Source organism: Allobosea spartocytisi, from assembly GCF_014764685.1.
Lineage (GTDB): Bacteria > Pseudomonadota > Alphaproteobacteria > Rhizobiales > Beijerinckiaceae > Allobosea > Allobosea spartocytisi.
In genome coordinates, this window is sequence record NZ_JACXWY010000002.1 from 508,201 (window position 1) to 524,823 (window position 16,623).

At 67.0% G+C, this 16,623-nt stretch carries 15 protein-coding genes; 8 read left to right on the forward strand and 7 right to left on the reverse strand.

Annotated elements, in window-relative coordinates:
• Nucleotides 1-77: 77 nt before the first annotated feature.
• Together rpsR and rpsF are read right to left on the reverse strand one after the other, a co-directional pair.
• Nucleotides 78-323, reverse strand: a complete 246-nt coding sequence (gene rpsR, locus IED13_RS05270) for a 30S ribosomal protein S18 (protein WP_038367644.1) — start codon at nucleotides 321-323, stop codon at nucleotides 78-80.
• Between the two features lie 3 nt (nucleotides 324-326).
• Entirely contained in the window at nucleotides 327-758 is a 432-nt protein-coding gene (gene rpsF / locus IED13_RS05275) for a 30S ribosomal protein S6 (protein WP_038367640.1), read from the reverse strand.
• A 338-nt stretch (nucleotides 759-1,096) separates the two neighbouring features.
• Between rpsF and fabD the strand changes: the two genes are divergently transcribed.
• The 7 genes from fabD to gmk all read left to right on the forward strand — a co-directional run bounded on the left by fabD (nucleotide 1,097) and on the right by gmk (nucleotide 8,032).
• Nucleotides 1,097-2,041 (forward strand): ACP S-malonyltransferase, encoded by a 945-nt coding sequence (gene fabD, locus IED13_RS05280; protein WP_142020836.1) that lies wholly within the window; start codon nucleotides 1,097-1,099, stop codon nucleotides 2,039-2,041.
• 63 nt (nucleotides 2,042-2,104) lie between these two features.
• Nucleotides 2,105-2,842, forward strand: a complete 738-nt coding sequence (gene fabG / locus IED13_RS05285) for a 3-oxoacyl-[acyl-carrier-protein] reductase (RefSeq protein ID WP_191123573.1) — start codon at nucleotides 2,105-2,107, stop codon at nucleotides 2,840-2,842.
• 257 nt (nucleotides 2,843-3,099) lie between these two features.
• Nucleotides 3,100-3,336, forward strand: a complete 237-nt coding sequence (locus tag IED13_RS05290; protein ID WP_038367632.1) for an acyl carrier protein — start codon at nucleotides 3,100-3,102, stop codon at nucleotides 3,334-3,336.
• 77 nt (nucleotides 3,337-3,413) lie between these two features.
• Entirely contained in the window at nucleotides 3,414-4,685 is a 1,272-nt protein-coding gene (fabF, locus tag IED13_RS05295; protein ID WP_038367631.1) for a beta-ketoacyl-ACP synthase II, read from the forward strand.
• 335 nt (nucleotides 4,686-5,020) lie between these two features.
• Nucleotides 5,021-6,367 carry an endolytic transglycosylase MltG gene (gene mltG / locus IED13_RS05300; protein WP_260368330.1) on the forward strand — a complete coding sequence of 449 codons (1,347 nt, stop codon included), beginning with the start codon at nucleotides 5,021-5,023 and terminating at the stop codon, nucleotides 6,365-6,367.
• Nucleotides 6,368-6,499: 132 nt separating this feature from the next.
• Nucleotides 6,500-7,381, forward strand: a complete 882-nt coding sequence (locus tag IED13_RS05305; protein WP_191123574.1) for a YicC/YloC family endoribonuclease — start codon at nucleotides 6,500-6,502, stop codon at nucleotides 7,379-7,381.
• Between the two features lie 3 nt (nucleotides 7,382-7,384).
• Nucleotides 7,385-8,032: a guanylate kinase gene (gene gmk / locus IED13_RS05310; protein ID WP_038367626.1), complete on the forward strand. Its 648-nt coding sequence runs from the start codon at nucleotides 7,385-7,387 to the stop codon at nucleotides 8,030-8,032.
• On the opposite strand, the gene rsmA is transcribed toward gmk, so the two are convergent.
• From rsmA to lptF, 5 genes are all read right to left on the reverse strand, one after another.
• Complete coding sequence (gene rsmA, locus IED13_RS05315) at nucleotides 8,005-8,877, reverse strand: 16S rRNA (adenine(1518)-N(6)/adenine(1519)-N(6))-dimethyltransferase RsmA (RefSeq protein ID WP_038367624.1); 873 nt, start codon at nucleotides 8,875-8,877, stop codon at nucleotides 8,005-8,007. The two genes, gmk and rsmA, sit on opposite strands and share 28 nt — an antisense overlap.
• The gene (gene pdxA, locus IED13_RS05320; protein WP_248312448.1) at nucleotides 8,874-9,905 is read right to left on the reverse strand and encodes a 4-hydroxythreonine-4-phosphate dehydrogenase PdxA; all 1,032 of its coding nucleotides are present in this window, start codon (nucleotides 9,903-9,905) and stop codon (nucleotides 8,874-8,876) included. The genes rsmA and pdxA overlap by 4 nt, the downstream gene beginning before the upstream one ends.
• Nucleotides 9,906-10,035: 130 nt before the next feature.
• The gene (locus IED13_RS05325) at nucleotides 10,036-12,579 is read right to left on the reverse strand and encodes an LPS-assembly protein LptD (protein WP_260368331.1); all 2,544 of its coding nucleotides are present in this window, start codon (nucleotides 12,577-12,579) and stop codon (nucleotides 10,036-10,038) included.
• A gap of 58 nt (nucleotides 12,580-12,637) precedes the next feature.
• Complete coding sequence (gene lptG, locus IED13_RS05330; RefSeq protein WP_113253107.1) at nucleotides 12,638-13,732, reverse strand: LPS export ABC transporter permease LptG; 1,095 nt, start codon at nucleotides 13,730-13,732, stop codon at nucleotides 12,638-12,640.
• Nucleotides 13,732-14,925, reverse strand: coding sequence for an LPS export ABC transporter permease LptF (gene lptF, locus IED13_RS05335; protein ID WP_260368332.1), 1,194 nt, complete (start codon nucleotides 14,923-14,925; stop codon nucleotides 13,732-13,734). Before lptF ends, lptG begins: the two co-directional genes overlap by 1 nt.
• A gap of 157 nt (nucleotides 14,926-15,082) precedes the next feature.
• On the opposite strand from lptF, the gene IED13_RS05340 reads away from it, so the two are divergent.
• Entirely contained in the window at nucleotides 15,083-16,576 is a 1,494-nt protein-coding gene (locus IED13_RS05340) for a leucyl aminopeptidase (protein WP_191123577.1), read from the forward strand.
• The last annotated feature ends 47 nt before the right edge of the window (nucleotides 16,577-16,623 follow it).

Here is a 16,623-nt window from a genome sequence, read left to right on the forward strand (position 1 = left end):
GGGCGACTGGTTGATCTTGAACGTGAAAGCCGGAGGCGCCGGGGCGCCTCCGGAAATTCCGAAATCCGCCTAGCGGATCAACGGATGACGTAGGGCAGCAGGCCGAGGAAGCGGGCGCGCTTGATCGCCTGGGCGAGCTCGCGCTGCTTCTTGGCGGAAACCGCCGTGATGCGGGACGGCACGATCTTGCCGCGCTCGGAGATGTAGCGCGAGAGCAGACGGACGTCCTTGTAGTCGATCTTCGGCGCGCCCTCGCCCGAGAACGGGCAGGACTTGCGGCGGCGGAAGAAGGGGCGGCGGGCGCCGGCAGATGCGGTCGACATGGATCAGGCCCCCACTTCGGCGGTTTCGGTCACTTCGTCGTCACGACGCGGACGGTCACGGCGCGGGCCGCGCTCGAAACGGTCGCCGCCACGCTCGGGACGGTCGTCGCGATCACGCTTCTGGAGCATGGCCGACGGACCTTCCTCCAGCTCTTCGACCTTGATGGTCATGAAGCGCAGGATGTCTTCGTTGATGCGCATCTGGCGCTCCATCTCCAGCACGGCGGCGGAGGGGCCCTCGATGTTCAGCAGCGTGTAGTGCGCCTTGCGGTTCTTCTTGATGCGGTAGCCGAGGGACTTGACGCCCCAGTACTCGACCTTGCGGATGGCGCCGCCATTCGCCTCGATCACGCCCTTGAACTGCTCGACAAGAGCTTCGACCTGCTGCGCGCTGACATCTTGCCGCGCGAGCAGCACATGCTCGTACAATGCCATCTAGATTTGGCCTTTCTGTTTCACCCTGCTTCGCCCGGCGCGGAGCCCTCCGAGCCCTGGATAAGGCCCGACAGGATTTCATCGAAGGCGGAGACACAGGATGACGACTCCATCGAAGTCTGCGCGGCCTTCAAAAAGGCACGCGCCATCCGTTCAGCCTCCGGCCGAACAAACAGGAGGCGGTCGTTACAGTGTCCGGACCGCCATGGCAACCGGAATCTGACGGTAAAACCCGCCCAAGGAGCGGAAAAGCTGGGCTCCGTGCTTGACTTGGCGGCGAAACCGTTGTGACAGCCGCGTCATAATACAAAAGTTTTGCAGGACGAGGCGTTCCCGACATGACGACAGCGTTGATCTTTCCCGGCCAGGGCTCCCAGGCCGTCGGCATGGGCAGGAGCCTGGCCGACGCCTTCCCGGTCGCGAAGGCGGTGTTCGACGAGGTCGACGCGGCCCTGTCGCAGAAGCTCTCTACCTTGATGTGGGAAGGCCCCGCCGAGGAGCTGACGCTGACGGCCAACGCCCAGCCGGCGCTGATGGCAGTCAGCCTCGCGGTGGTCCGGGTGCTCGAGGCCGAGGCCGGGCTCGATCTCGGGCGCGATGCCGCTTTCGTCGCCGGCCACTCGCTCGGCGAGTATTCCGCGCTGGCTGCGGCCGGGACCTTCTCGGTCAGCGACGCGGCCCGCCTGCTGCGCATCCGCGGCGATGCGATGCAGAAGGCCGTGCCGGCGGGGCAGGGTGCCATGGCGGCGCTGCTCGGCGCCGAGCTCGACCTCGCCCGCGAGATCGCCGCCGCGGCGGCGCAGGGCGAAGTCTGCGAGGCGGCCAACGACAATGGGGGCGGGCAGGTCGTGCTCTCCGGCGCGAAGGCGGCGATCGATCGCGCCATCGCGCTCGCCACCGAGCGGGGCGTCAAGCGCGCCATGCTGCTGCCGGTTTCCGCGCCCTTCCATTGCGCGCTGATGCAGCCGGCTGCCGAGGCGATGCGAGAGGCCCTGTCCAAGATTGCGATGCGGGCGCCGGTCGTGCCGGTGATGGCCAATGTCGGCGCCGCGCCGCTGAGCGACCCGGAGGCGATTCGCGCCTCGCTGGTGGCGCAGGTGACGGGAACCGTGCGCTGGCGCGAATGCGTGCAGGCGATGGCGGCGGCTGGCGTGGACGATTTCGTCGAGCTGGGCAGCGGCAAGGTTCTCGCCGGCCTGGTGAAGCGCATCGCCGCCGGGACCGCCACGGCCTCGGTCGGCACGGCCGAGGACATCGCCGCCTATAAGGCTCGCAAGGGCTGATCGGAAAGGTCCGGAGGAAATCCGGACGCTAAGACGGCAGAACGCCGGAAACGGGGAGTGGACATGTTTGATCTGACCGGCCGCAAGGCCCTGGTCACCGGCGCGACCGGCGGCCTCGGCGGAGCCATTTCGAGAACCCTTCACGCCCAGGGCGCGACCATCGCCATCTCCGGCACCCGGGCCGAAGCGCTGGAGGCCCTGGCGGCAGAACTTGGCGAGCGGGTCGTGATCGCGCCCTGCAACCTCGCCGACAAGGATTCGGTCGAGGCGCTGCTGCCGAGCGCCGAGGAGAAGCTCGGCGGGCTCGACATTCTCGTCAACAATGCCGGCATCACGAAGGACAACCTGTTCCTGCGCCTCAAGGACGAGGATTGGGACGCGGTCATCGCGATCAACCTGACGGCCGCCTTCCGGCTGTCGCGCGCGGCGGTGAAGTCGATGATGCGCAGGCGCTACGGCCGAATCGTCTCGATCGGCTCCGTCGTCGGCACGATGGGCAATCCCGGGCAGGGCAACTACGCCGCCGCCAAGGCCGGTCTCATCGGCATGTCCAAGGCGCTGGCGGCGGAGGTGGCGAGTCGCAACATCACCGTCAATGTGGTCGCCCCGGGCTTCATCGAGTCACCGATGACGCAGGCCCTGAACGAGAAGCAGCGCGAAGGCATTCTCTCGGACGTGCCGATGGGGCGGCTCGGCGCGGGCGCCGATGTGGCGGCGGCGGTCGCCTATCTCGCCAGCACGGAAGCCGGCTACGTGACCGGACAGACGCTTCACGTTAACGGTGGAATGGCCATGATCTGAACGGGTTGCGGCGCATTCTGGAAGCGTTCCAGAAGCCGTTCGACGCTCTCGCCACTGTGGACAGGGTGTGTTAACTAGCGCCGTCGCGCTGCCTTTCCGGCTCCTGGGGACTTGACGAAAACCCGGTTGTTGCGTTTGTGCAGGCTTCAAGCTTTCCGGATCGCGTGCATCATCACGATGGCGCGGCGGGTCGGAATGAAGATCCATATGCGCGTCGCAGCTCTGCGGTGCGTTTTCAGTTTCTAAGGAAGAGACCCATGAGCGATGTCGCCGAGCGCGTGAAGAAGATCGTGGTCGAGCACCTCGGCGTCGAGCCCGAGAAGGTCGTCGATAGCGCCAACTTCATCGAGGATTTGGGTGCGGACAGCCTCGACACCGTCGAGCTGGTCATGGCCTTCGAGGAAGAGTTCGGCGTCGAGATTCCGGACGATGCTGCCGAGACGATCGTGACGGTCGGCGACGCGGTCAAGTTCCTCTCGGCCAAGAGTGCCTGATTAGGCGCCTGATCGGGCGCTGATCGACCCAAGGGTCGTTTCATACAGAAAGTCTCATGGCTCCTCGTAGTGTTTCGATGCGGCGCGTCGTCGTGACCGGGCTCGGCATGGTGACGCCGCTCGGTTGCGGCGTCGAACCGACCTGGACGCGGATCCTTGCCGGCGCCAGCGGCGCCGGCCCCATTACCAGCTTCGACGCCAGCGACCTGCCGGCGCAGATCGCCTGCAACATCCCGCGGGGTGACGGCAGCGACGGGACCTTCAATCCCGACGACTGGATGGAGCCGAAGGAGCAGCGCAAGGTCGACGACTTCATCGTCTTCGGCATGGCTGCCGCCACGCAGGCGCTGGCGGATGCGGGCTGGAAACCGGAAAGCTACGAGGACCAGACCCGCACCGGCGTCGCCATCGGCTCCGGCATCGGCGGCCTCGGCGGCATCTATGAGGCCTCGCTCCTGCTCAAGGAGCGTGGCCCGCGCCGCCTTTCTCCCTTCTTCATTCCCGGCCGCCTGATCAACCTCGCTGCGGGCTATGTCTCGATCGAGCACGGGTTGAAGGGGCCGAACCATTCGGCCGTCACCGCCTGCTCGACCGGCGCGCATGCGATCGGCGACGCCGCGCGCATGATCGCGCTCGGAGATGCCGACGTCATGGTGGCTGGCGGCGCCGAATCGGCCATCAACCGCATCGGCATCGCCGGGTTCTGCGCCTGCCGGGCGCTCTCCACCAGCTTCAACGACACGCCCGAAAAGGCCTCGCGCCCCTACGACAAGGACCGTGACGGCTTCGTCATGGGCGAGGGGGCCGGCGTCGTCGTGCTCGAGGAGCTGGAGCATGCCCTGGCCCGCGGCGCGCGCATCTATGCCGAGGTCATCGGCTACGGCATGTCGGGCGACGCCTACCATATCACCTCGCCGGCCGAGGACGGCGACGGCGCCTATCGCTGCATGAGCATGGCGCTGGACCGCGCCGGCATCGCGGCTTCCGACCTCGATTACGTCAATGCCCACGGCACCTCGACGCCGCTCGGCGACGAGATCGAGCTGCGCGCTGTCGAGCGGCTGCTGGCGAACGCGCCGAAGCGCCCGTCGATGTCCTCGACGAAATCGGCGACCGGCCATCTGCTGGGTGCGGCGGGTGCCATCGAGGCGATCTTCACCGTGCTCGCCATTCGCGACCAGGTCGCGCCGCCGACGATCAATCTCGACAATCCCTCCGTCGAGACCGACATCGACCTGGTGCCGCATGTCGCCCGCAAGCGCGAGATCGAGTACGCTTTGTCGAACTCCTTCGGCTTCGGCGGCACCAACGCCTCGCTGGTGCTGCAGCGTTATCGGGCCGACGGCTGAGGCTTTCACCGGCCGGCTCGATCACGACCGGGAGGCACCGTGCTCGGGCTCGACCCGAGCATCTTGCGGCCTAGAGGCGCCCTTCTCGGCCGGAGATTCTCGGGCGCCGCGATGCGCTGCCCGCGGCCTTGCCCCGTCCCGACAGCGCGGTTTCGCCATAATCTTGGGTAGAGTTTGCGGCTGATGCTGCTGAAGGCGTGATTCCGCGTTCACAGCGGCGACGAAACCGGCTCTAATGCGGCCCTGGAGCCGATATGCCCGGTTCTTCATCCGGCACGATGCGGACGAAAGCATCGTGCCGAGGTCGTCTATCCCGTGCTGCGAGCGCTGAAACTGTGAACGATACGCCCCGCGTCGCCCCAAAAAGCCCGAGCGAGGCCCTCAAGCCCGTAGCGCCACCGGCGCCGCCGCCGAAGGTGCGCCACCGGCGACGCAGCCCGTTCCTCTCCATGCTGAGCGGCTTGTTCACGCTCGCCCTCGTCGGCGCCGGTGTGGTCGGGGCCGGCATCGCCATCGTCTCCAACCAGAGCAAGTCGCCGGGTCCGCTGGCAAGCGACCGTGCGCTGATCATCCCGAAGGAGAGCGGGCTCACCGAGATCGCCGAGCTTCTGCAGCGCGAAGGGCTGATCGAGCATCCGCTCACCTTCCGCATCGCCGCCATCATCGGCGGCGACTGGCACAAGCTCCAGGCCGGCGAATACCTGTTCAAGGCGCGCGTCAGCCCGCAGGAGATCCTCGGCATCATTTCGAGCGGCAAGGTGGTCGAGCATTCGGTCACCATTCCCGAGGGGCTGACCAGCGAGCAGATCGTCGAGCGCCTGCGCGAGAACGATCTCCTGACCGGCGACATCACCCAGGTGCCGAAGGAAGGCTCGATCCTGCCCGACACCTATCGTTTCCCGCGCGGCTTCTCGCGGCAGGCCATCCTCGACCGCATGGCGCGCGACCAGCGTGTGATCCTCAGCCGGATCTGGGAGCGTCGCCCCGCCGACCTGCCGATCAAGACACCGCAGGATCTCGTCATCCTGGCTTCGATCGTGGAGAAGGAGACCGGCCGCGCCGATGAGCGTCCGCGCGTCGCCGGGGTCTTCATCAACCGCCTGAACCAGAAGATGCGGCTGCAATCCGACCCGACGATCGTCTACGGCCTCGTCGGCGGCAAGGGCACGCTCGGCCGCCCGATCCAGCGCAACGAGATCACACAGGCGACGCCCTACAACACCTATGTCATCCCCGGCCTGCCGCCGGGACCGATCGCCAATCCTGGCCGCGCCGCGATGGAGGCGGTGGTCAATCATTCGCGCACGAAGGAGCTCTTCTTCGTCGCCGACGGCACGGGCGGCCATGTCTTCGCCGAGACGCTCGACCAGCATAACCGCAATGTCGGCCGCTGGCGCCAGATCGAAACGACGCGCCAGCAGCAGACCGGCAAGCCCCCGGCGGACAGCGTCGACAAGGTCGAGCCGCCTGCGGGCCCCGACAACCGCACCGAGGCGCCGGCGAGCGCCCAGCCAGTCGCCGCGGGCGACGGCTCGGCTCCTGTCGCCCTGCCGGCCGGCGGCGTGGCGGGCACCCGAGCCCGGGCTTTCGACGCCTCGGAAGGCACCCCGCGCGATCCGCTGCTGAACAAGACCTTCGATCTCAACTCGCCTAAGCAGTTGCCGCAGCTCAAGATGCCCTGAGACATTCCCGGGACGGCTCGCCGTCCCCATCTTCCGCGCCGCTGTGCTTGCGATGGCTGCGTCGCGCCACTACGGTCCCGCCGCATCGCGCCTGGCAGGGTGGCGGCAAGCGGATCGCAAAGCGGGGATTGAATGGGCATCGAGAGCATGACGGGCTTTGCCCGCGCGGCGGGGACAGCCGGCGTTCACGCCTGGGCCTGGGAAATCCGCAGCGTCAACGGCCGGGGACTTGATCTGCGCGTGCGGGTTCCGCCCGGTTTCGAGGTGCTGGCCGAGGCGGCCCGCAAGCGCCTGACGAGCGCCTTCTCGCGCGGCACGCTCCACGTCAATCTCTCCGTGACCAGCGATGCAGGGCCGGCGCGCCCCCGCGTCAACGAGACGGTGCTCGCGGCCCTGCTGGAGGCCATCGAGAAGCTGCCGCCGGCTGCTGGCATCAATCCGCCGACCTTCGATGGGCTGCTCGGCATTCGCGGCGTGGTCGAATACGCCGATGAGGCTCAGGATGCGCTCGGCGCCATCGAGAAGCCGGCACTCGCCGGCCTCGAATCGATTGCCGAGGCGCTGAAGGAGGCCCGTTCCGCCGAGGGACGGGCGCTGGAGGCGATCGTGCTCGGCCAGGTCGAGACGATCTCGCGCCTGACGACGGAAGCCGAGCGGCATCCTGCCCGCAGCCCGGAGGCCATCCGTGCCCGGATTGCCGCCCAGGTCGAAGCCCTGCTGGGCGCGGCCAACGGGCTCGATCCGCAACGCCTGCATCAGGAGGCTGCGCTCGTCGCGGTTCGCTCCGATATCCGCGAGGAGATCGACCGCCTCCACGCCCATGTCGGGGCGTTGCGGGAGCTCCTGGCGAAGGGCGGTCCCATCGGCCGCAAGCTCGATTTCCTCTCCCAGGAATTCGGCCGTGAGGCCTCGACGCTCTGCGCCAAGGCGAATGACCCCGGCCTCTCGCGGATCGGCCTCGACTTGCGCACGGTCGTCGACCAGATGCGCGAGCAGGTCCAGAATGTGGAGTGAGAGATGACGGCCGAGAGCCATCGCCCGGCCCGACGCGGCCTCATGCTGATCCTGTCCTCGCCCTCGGGCGCCGGCAAGACGACGCTCACCCGTAACCTCAAGAGCGAGAACAATCTCGATCTCTCGATCTCCGTGACGACGCGGCCGCGGCGCCCGTCCGAGATCGACGGCGTGCATTACCGCTTCATCGACCGCAACGCCTTCGACGCCATGCGCCAGCATAACGACCTGCTGGAATGGGCCGAGGTCCACGGCAACGGCTACGGCACGCCGCGCAAGGAGGTCGAGGCTTCGCTGGCGGCCGGGCGCGACGTGCTCTTCGACATCGATTGGCAAGGCACGCAGCAGATCGTCAAGAAGGCGCGCGCCGATGTGGTGACGATCTTCATCCTGCCGCCGTCGATGGCGGAGCTGCGCTCGCGCCTCGTGCGCCGCGCCGAGGATGCGCCGGAGGTCATCGCCAAGCGGCTCGCCAACGCCCGCGACGAGATCGCGCGCTGGAGCCAGTACGACTACGTCATCGTCAATGACGATCTCGACGCAGCCTACGAGTCGATCAAGGCGATCCTGACGGCGGAGCGCCTCAAGCGCAGCCGCGCGGTGGGGCTCGGTGCCTTCGTCGATCAGCTTCTGGCCGAGGAGCTGCCCTGAAGCTCTGCGGCGAGCGCGTTCGCGAGTCGCACGAAGCCGGAAACCGGCACTTCCTCCGCCCGCGCCGTCTCGGCGAGGCCGGCCGCCGCGAGGATGGGCGCCGGGTCCGGCAGCACGGCCTTCAGACTCTGCCGCAGCATCTTGCGGCGCTGGCCGAAGGCGGCCAGCGTCACCCGCTCCAGCAGGCGCCGGTCGCAAGGCTCCGGCTCCTCGCGCGGCAGGAGCTGGACCACCGAGGAGGTGATCTTCGGCGGAGGCACGAAGGCGTCGCGCGGCACGTCGAACAGGATCTTCGTCCGGCAGCGCCAGTTCGCCAGCACGGCGAGCCGGCCGTAATCCGCCCGCTCTTCCGGCGAGGCGACGATGCGCTCGGCGACCTCGCGCTGGAACATCAGCGTGAGCGAGCTCCACCAGGACGGCCAGGGCTCGAGACTGAGCCAACCCACCAGCAGCGGCGTGCCGATATTATAGGGCAGGTTTGCGACGATGCGGGCGCGTTCGCCCTTCAGATGGGACGAGAGATCGACGGCAAGCGCATCGCCATCGACGACCTCCAGCCGCCCCGGATAGCGCGCCGCGATCTCGGCCAGCGCCGGCAGGCAGCGCCGGTCGCGCTCGATGGCGATGACCCGGCCCGCCCCGTTGGCGAGCAAGGCGCGGGTCAGGCCACCGGGGCCGGGGCCGATCTCGACGATCGTCTCGCCGTCGAGCGGGCCGGCGGAGCGGGCGATCCGGCTCGTCAGGTTGAGATCGAACAGGAAGTTCTGGCCGAGCGCTTTCTGGGCCATCAGCCCGTGGCGCTCGACCACCTCGCGCAGCGGCGGCAGATCGTCGATCTGGCTCATGGCTGGCCCGCCGCCTCATGGGCCGCGTCCCGCCGTCCGGCCATGCGCGCGGCAAGCCGCAGAGCGGCGCAGAGGCTGTCAGGCCTCGCAATGCCGCGCCCGGCGATGTCGAAGGCCGTGCCGTGATCGGGAGAGGTCCGGATGAAGGGCAGGCCGAGCGTGACGTTGACGCCTTCGTCGAAGGCGATGGTCTTGATCGGGATCAGCGCCTGGTCGTGATACATCGCCAGCGCCGCGTCGTAGCCCGCCCGCGCCCGCGCATGGAACATCGTATCGGCTGGATAGGGCCCGCGCGCATCGATACCCTCGGCCTGGAGCTGCGCGATGGCCGGCTTCACGATGTCCTCGTCCTCGCGCCCCATCGTTCCGTTCTCGCCGGCATGCGGGTTCAATCCGCTGAGGGCGAGCCGGGGGCTGGCGATACCGAATTGTTGACGCAGACCCGCCGCGACAATCCGGGCCGTGTCGACGATAAGCTTCGTCGTCAGCAGCTCCGGCACCCGTTGCAGCGGCACATGGATCGTGACCGGGATGACGGCGAGCTCCTCGCACCACAGCATCATCACCGGCAGAGGCTCGACCCCGCCCTCGGCCGCGAGATGAGCGAGATATTCCGTATGTCCGGGATGCTTGAAGCCGGCCGCGTAAAGCACTGATTTAGCAATCGGATTGGTCACGACTGCGCCAGCCTGTCCGGCCCGGACCGCCGCCACGGCCCGGTCGATCGAGGCGATCGTAGCCGCAGCCGAAACGGGATCGGGCTTGCCGGGCAGGACGTCGGCCGCCTGTGCGAGCGGGATCACCGGCAACGCCTCTTGGAAAACCGCGGGGGCCTCCTCCCAGGAGCATTCCCGGATCGGGATCGGCCATCCCAGCCGCTCGGCGGTTCGCGCGAGCTGCTCCGCATTCGCGATGCAGGCGAAGGCCGGCAGCGCGCGCTCTTTGCGTTCTTGCCAGGCACGCAGGCTGAGTTCCGGCCCGATGCCGGCGGGGTCGCCCTGGGTCAGCGCTAGCGGCAGGGTCGGCAAGGGACGCTCCGATGTCGCGGAAGCGCGGGCCATTGGGCAGCCCGCGTCGCTTTGCTTGAGCCGGATCCGATCAGGTCGAAACAACCCGATCGGTGCATCCGCCTCTCAGATATCGATGGGATCACGCGTTCTAGTTCGAGCCGCCCACGCCGTCGCCGGTCGAGGTTCCGCCGAGGTTCTGGGAATAGCTGATCTCGCCCAGGGTCCGCAGCTCGAGCCGAAACATGACGGTGCGCGTATCCTTCGTCGCGCCGGCCTGCCGGTCGGCATAGCTTTGCGAGTAGCTGATGTCGAAGACCGTGCATTCGTCGGTGTAGTTGATGCCGAGCGAGGTCGAGGCGGTCTGGAACGGCCCGGTTGTCGGATAGGCCGGGATGGCCGTCGACGCCGCCAGGGCGGCGGCATAGGCGTTCCGCCAGAGCTCGCGGTCGTATTTGTACTTGTCGAGGTCGAACAGTACGCCGGCCCTGACGCGCCAGTTCGGGGTGACGAGCAGGGAGCCGTTCAGCGAAAGGCCTTCGCGGCGGCGAGGGATGCCGAGATCAGGCTGCGGCTCGTAGCGGGCATAGCCGACCGAGGCTGTGACGACGCCGGTCGAATAGGTCGCTGCCGCATCGATGCGCTGCGCCTCGAAGGTCGTCGAGTTCAGGCGCGTGGCACCGGTCAGGAAGAAGCCCTTCATCGGAGAGATCTGGGCCCGGGCGACGATGTCGGAACTATCCGTCTGGAGACCGGAATCGAGGCCGGTATTGAGCAGGTCGCCGGTCGCGTAGGAATTGCGACCACCGAGCTGGAACGACTGGCCGACCAGGAGGTTGGCATAGGCTTCCTTGCCGAAGCGGCCGGTATAGAGCGCGCCAACATTGGCGCGCGTGCCGCCCTCGACGCGGTCGTAGCCGGAGAACTTGCCTTGCCATTCGAACAGGTTGTTGGCGTCGAAGACGAGGCTCTGCGAATCCTCGTTGGCGACCCGCAGGCTGTTCGTCTCGTTCGGGCGAGCGACGATCTGCGCCACCGGCTCGATGATATGCGTGCCCCAGTCGGTCTTGGCGACGAAGGGGTAGCGGTACATCAGGCCGATCGCCGGCATCACCCGGCCGAAGACCTCGTCCGAGCTGTCGGCGATCGTCGCGACGCGCGAATTGATGATGCCGCTGGTATCCGGGTTGATCGCGAAGACGTCGGCCCGCAGCGAGGCATAGGGCGTCCAGATCTGCCCGATCGGATCGATGATGTTGCGCCGCCACGAGACCTGCGCGGTCGCGCGGGACACGTTGCCCGCCAGCCCGCGCACGAGGCAGTTGTTCTTGTCGTAGACCGCGCAGCCGTCATAGAGCGAGTAGCCCGATCCGGTGATCAGATAGTTCTTCTGTACGGGCAGCTGGGTGAAGGCGGCCGTATCGCGGGTCAGGCTGGTGACGTTGACGTTGAACTCCAGCTCGCCGCCCAGGAAGGACGGCTTGTGGATGCGCTTGTCATAGTCCAGCACCGGCAGCACCACGGGCTGCTGCTTCTGCCAGTCCTGATAGTTGAGCGGCTGGAAATAGTAGCCGCGCAGGTCGAACCAGGCGGTCGGGCTCTGGCCGTTCAGATAGGCCGTCGAGATCGATTCCTGCAGATAGGTGGTGTTGCTGAAGCTCTCGTTCAGGATGCGGTAGTTCTTGTAGAACCAGCGATCCGTCGACATGGCCGCGTTCCAGCCGACGGTCCAGCGCGGGTTGATGTAGAACTTGCCGGTCGTCTCGACCGAGCCGCGGAAGCTGTCGTCGCCGGGACCGAGCGGGCTGGCGAGGAAGGCCCCCTTGTCCTGCTGGAAGATGCCGGAGGCGCGGATCGTGTAGGAGCCGTTCAGCAGCCGGTGGCGCCACTCGACCTGTCCCAGCACGCCCTGGCGCGTGAGGAAGGTCGGCGTCAGCGTGAGGTCGTAGTTCGGCGCCAGATTGAGGAAATAGGGCAACCCCACGCCGAAGCCGAGCGACGAGGTGTTGATGAACTTCGGCGCCAGGAAGCCGGTCTTGCGCTTCACCGTCGAATCCGGCCCCGACATGTAGGGGATATAGGCCATCGGGATGCCGGCGAATTCGACGCGGGCATCCTCGTAATAGATGGTCTGCTCGGACTTCTTGTGGATGATGCGCGCCGCACGGACCTGCCAGAGCGGCGGCCGCTCCGGGTTGTCCTTACAGGGCTCGCAGGCCGTGTAGATGCCCTTGTCGAAGACGAAGGTCTCGCCGTCCGTCCGCTCGGCGCGGGGCGCCGAGAAGCGGGTCTTGTCGGGGTTCACCACCCTGAGCGAATCGATGAAGCCGTCACGGAAATCGTCGGTTAGGTTGAAGCGGTCGCCGGTGATGACGCTACCGTTCGATTCGGTGATGCGTGCATTGCCGATCGCCGTGACGCGCTTGTTCGCCTGGTCGTAGATGACCTTGTCGGCTTCGATCGTGCGGCCCTGATAGAGGATCTGCACGTCGCCGACGGCGGCGACGGTCTTCTTGTCGTTGTCGTAGACGAGTTCACGCGCATCGACGACCATGCGGTCCTGCGGCTTGGCAGGCGCTGCGGCTCCCGCCGCCGGCTTGCCGCCTGCCGAGGGCTTGCCCTGGGCGAAGCCCGGGCCGGCCAGCAGGAAGGCGAGGCTGGAGGCAAGCGCCGTCGCCGCAGCAAATCGTGCCACGCTCGTCACGCCTTGACCCATCCGTGAAACGCAAAATTAACCATAGGCACAGTAAGATTTACCCGTCTTCCTGATGGAGGAGGGCGAGAGCGCCCAGCATCGTCCCCAATGCTGCGGGCAGCCACGCCGCGACGACCGGATTGACGATTCCCGACGATCCGAGTTCCTCCGACAGTTGTGTCGCCACATAGAGCACGAACCCCGCCGCGACGCCAGCGATCACCAGTTTCGTGACACCACCAAAGCGGAAAAATCTTAAAGAAACGGATGCTGCCACCAGCACCATGGCGATCAGCAGCAGCGGGCGCGCCATAAGCGATTGATATCGCAGCTCATAAGGCGTCGTGTCGAGGCCGGCGCGCTTCGTCCGCTCGATGGCCGTCGGCATGGACCAGAAGCCGACCGCCGCGGGCGGTGTGAAACTTTGGCGCATCTGATCCGGCTCCAGCGTCGTCGCGAGATCGTAGTTCTTGTAATTCTGTGGCTCTTCCGAGGCGGAGATCACGCGCGCATCGGAGAGTTGCCAATGCCCGGGTCGCAGGATGGCCTGGCGGGCATCGATTCGGTCCCTGAAGGAGCCGTCCGGGTTGAAGTTGAAGATCGCGACCTGCGAGAGCCCGTCCTCGTCCGGCAAGGCACCGGCGGCACGGATGATCGCCTGGCCGTCGACGCTGCTCTGCCGCAGCCAGATTTCCGGCACGCTCGCGGCCGCCGGTCCGCCCGTGCGCACGAAGAGCCGGGTCTCGAGGGCGGTGGCGCGGCGCTTCATCTCGGAGGCGAGCGGGTTGTAGACCGTGATCGAGATCAGTCCGATCACCCCCGCCACCACGGTCGCCGGCTGCAGGAACTGCCAGGCCGAGACACCGACCGAACGGGCGACGACCAGTTCGAGCTTCCGGCTCAGCGTCAGCAGCGCGAACATGCCGCCGAACAAGGCCGCGAAGGGGAAGATCTGCTCGGCGACGCTCGGAACGCGATAGAGCGCCAGCATGATGATGCGCGGCGTGGTGGCGATCGGCGAGTCGCCGGCCCGGCGCATCAGCTCGACGAAGTCGAGCGTACCGATCAGGAAAAAGAAGGTGCCGAACACGCTGATGATCGCGCGGGTGAAGCGCAGCGTCAGATAACGGCCGAGGGTTGTGAAGAGCAGCATCAGGCGCGCCGGAACCGGGCCGCCAGGTTGACCAGCGGCAATGTCAGCGGGGCCGTCATCCGGGCGAGGACCGGTCGCAGCCGCTCGCCGTAATAGATGAGGGCTACCGCCAGGATGATGGCGAGGAGAGGCAGGATATAGAGCATCGCGGCGGCGACGGGCGAGCGCACGCTCGCCGTCCAGGCGGCATAGGCTGCGATGCGCGTCGCGCCGACGATCATGATCGCCGCCTGGATCGCCAGGGCCCGGCCCTGGCGCGTGGTGCGCGCCTCGCCGATGGCTGCGAAGGCGATCAGCATGAAGGCGAAGGGGTAGAGCGGCGCCGAGAGGCGGTTATGCAGCTCGGCCCGGAACCGGCCTTCCTGGATCTTGTAATAGGCCTCGTTCGGGTTCTGGTTGATCAGCTCCCAGGTCGAGCGCTCGCGCGGCTTGTAGACCACCTTGTCGCCGTCGCCTTCGCCGGCCCCGCCGGTCGGATCGCCGGTCAGCGCCGAGAGATTGAGGGCGTAGCGCTCGAAGGAGATGATCGAGGTCGTGTTGGTGTTCTTGGCCTCGCGCTGGATCGTGCCTTTTTCCAGCATCAGGAAACTCTGGCCCTCCGCCTCGACGGTGCGTCCGCGCTCGGCGAGGTAGATCGAGGGCTGCGTCGGGTCGCGCCGGTCCTGCATGAAGATGCCGACCAGCGAGTCGCCCACCTTTTCGCGGTAGTGGAAGGTCACACCGGAATCGAGCGAGACGAACTGGCCTTCCTTGACGACGTTGGTGACGAAATCGGCCCGGATCAGGGTGATGAGGTCGCGCAGCATCCGGAAGCTTGCCGGCATCACCGACACCGTCATCCAGGCGACGACGACGGCCGTCGCCACGGTCAGGACCAGGAAGGGGCGCGTGACGCGGTGCGGCGCGATGCCGGCCGCATTCATGACGATGAGCTCGGAATCGCCGTTGAGCTTGTTCAGCGTGTAGAGTGTCGACATGAACAGCGCGACCGGCGCGATGCCCGCGACCAGCGCCGGCAGCGAGAGCAGGGTCACGGTCAGGAAGATCAGGACCGTCTGGCCCTTGCCGGTGATGAGGTCGACCTCGCGCAGCGCCTGTGTCACCCAGATCACGCCGGTGAGGCCGAGCAGCAGCACGATTGCCGCGCCCGCCGCGGTCTTGAGGATGTATCGGTCGAGGCGGTTCAGGAACACGCGTTGCTTTCCGGCAGGCGGGGAACCTAAGGGCCCCGAGGTGGTTCGTCGAACTCACCCTATGGTATAGGCGGATTTGCGGCGCAAACGGGAATCGTCCGCGCCGTGTCCTCCAACTGTCTCTTCCAAGCTATTTTCGCAAGATTGTGAGCGGATCATGTCGCAGCGCCTGAAGCTCGAGATCAAAGCCCCGGATACGGTCGAGGGGCACGATCTCGTCGTCCTCGTTTCCGATGCGCTGACCCTTTCGGGAGCGGCGCAGGAGGCTGCGGGGCCGGGCGCGCAGGCTTTGCTCGCGCGTGCGGCTGCCGCCGAGCGCTTCAAGGGCAAGGCCTATGCCGGGCTGACGCTGCCTGCGCCCGAAGGCGCCGCCTATGAGCGGCTGATCGCGATCGGCACCGGATCCGCCGCCGATCGCGGCGAACTCGATTTCGTGAAGCTCGGCGGAGTGATCGCAGGCCGGCTTGCCGCCGGTCGTAGCGCGGAGATCGTCCTCGCTCTGCCGGAGGGCATGGTGGAGGCGAACCAGGCCGCCGATCTGGCGCTGGGCCTCAGGCTGCGGAGCTATGTCTTCGACCGCTACAAGACGAAGAGCAAGGACAAGGACGAGACCGGCTCCATCGCGGTCACGCTCCGGGTGGCCGATCCCGCGGCCGCGAAGAAGGCCCTGAAAGCGGCGGATGCCATCGCTACCGGTGTCGTTCTGGCGCGCGATCTCGTCAACGAGCCGCCGAACGTCCTTTATCCGGAGGAGTTCGCCGATCGTGCGAAGAAGCTCGAAAAGCTCGGCGTCGAGGTCGAGATTCTCGACGAGAAGGATCTGAAGAAGATCGGCATGCGGGCACTGCTCGGCGTCGGTCAGGGCTCGCGCCGCGAGAGCCGCGTCGTCGTCATGCGCTGGAACGGCGCCGGCAAGGACGAGCAGCCGGTCGCCTTCATCGGCAAGGGCGTCACCTTCGACACCGGCGGAATCTCGCTGAAGCCCGGCGCCGGCATGGAGGACATGAAGGGCGACATGGCGGGCGCGGCCTGCGTCGTCGGCCTCATGCATGCGCTCGCGGCCCGCAAGGCGAAGGTCAACGCCATCGGCGTCATCGGCCTCGTCGAGAACATGCCGGATGGCAATGCCCAGCGCCCCGGCGACATCGTGACCTCGCTCTCCGGCCAGACCATCGAGATTATCAACACCGACGCCGAGGGCCGGCTCGTCCTGGCCGATGTGCTCTGGTACGCGCAAGGGCGCTTCAAGCCGCGCTTCATGATCAACCTGGCGACGCTGACGGGGGCGATCCTGGTCGCGCTGGCGCAGGAGAATGCCGGCCTCTTCACCAATAGCGACGAGCTGGCGCAGCGCCTGACGGCGGCCGGCCTCGCGACGGGCGAGACGGTCTGGCGCATGCCGCTCGGCAAGGCCTACGACAAGATGATCGATTCGAAATTCGCCGACATGAAGAACTCGTCCGGCCGCTATGCCGGCTCGATCACCGCAGCGCAGTTCCTGCAGCGCCACGTCAACGACACGCCCTGGGCTCATCTCGACATCGCCGGCACGGGCATGGCGGCCAAGGACAGCGAGATCAACCGTTCCTGGGGACCGGGCTGGGGCGTGCGCCTGCTCGACCGGCTGGTAAAGGACCATTACGAAGGGTGATTCGCTTTCTCAGGAAGTAGCGGTAAAGTTTTGGGTCGCAGGGGTTT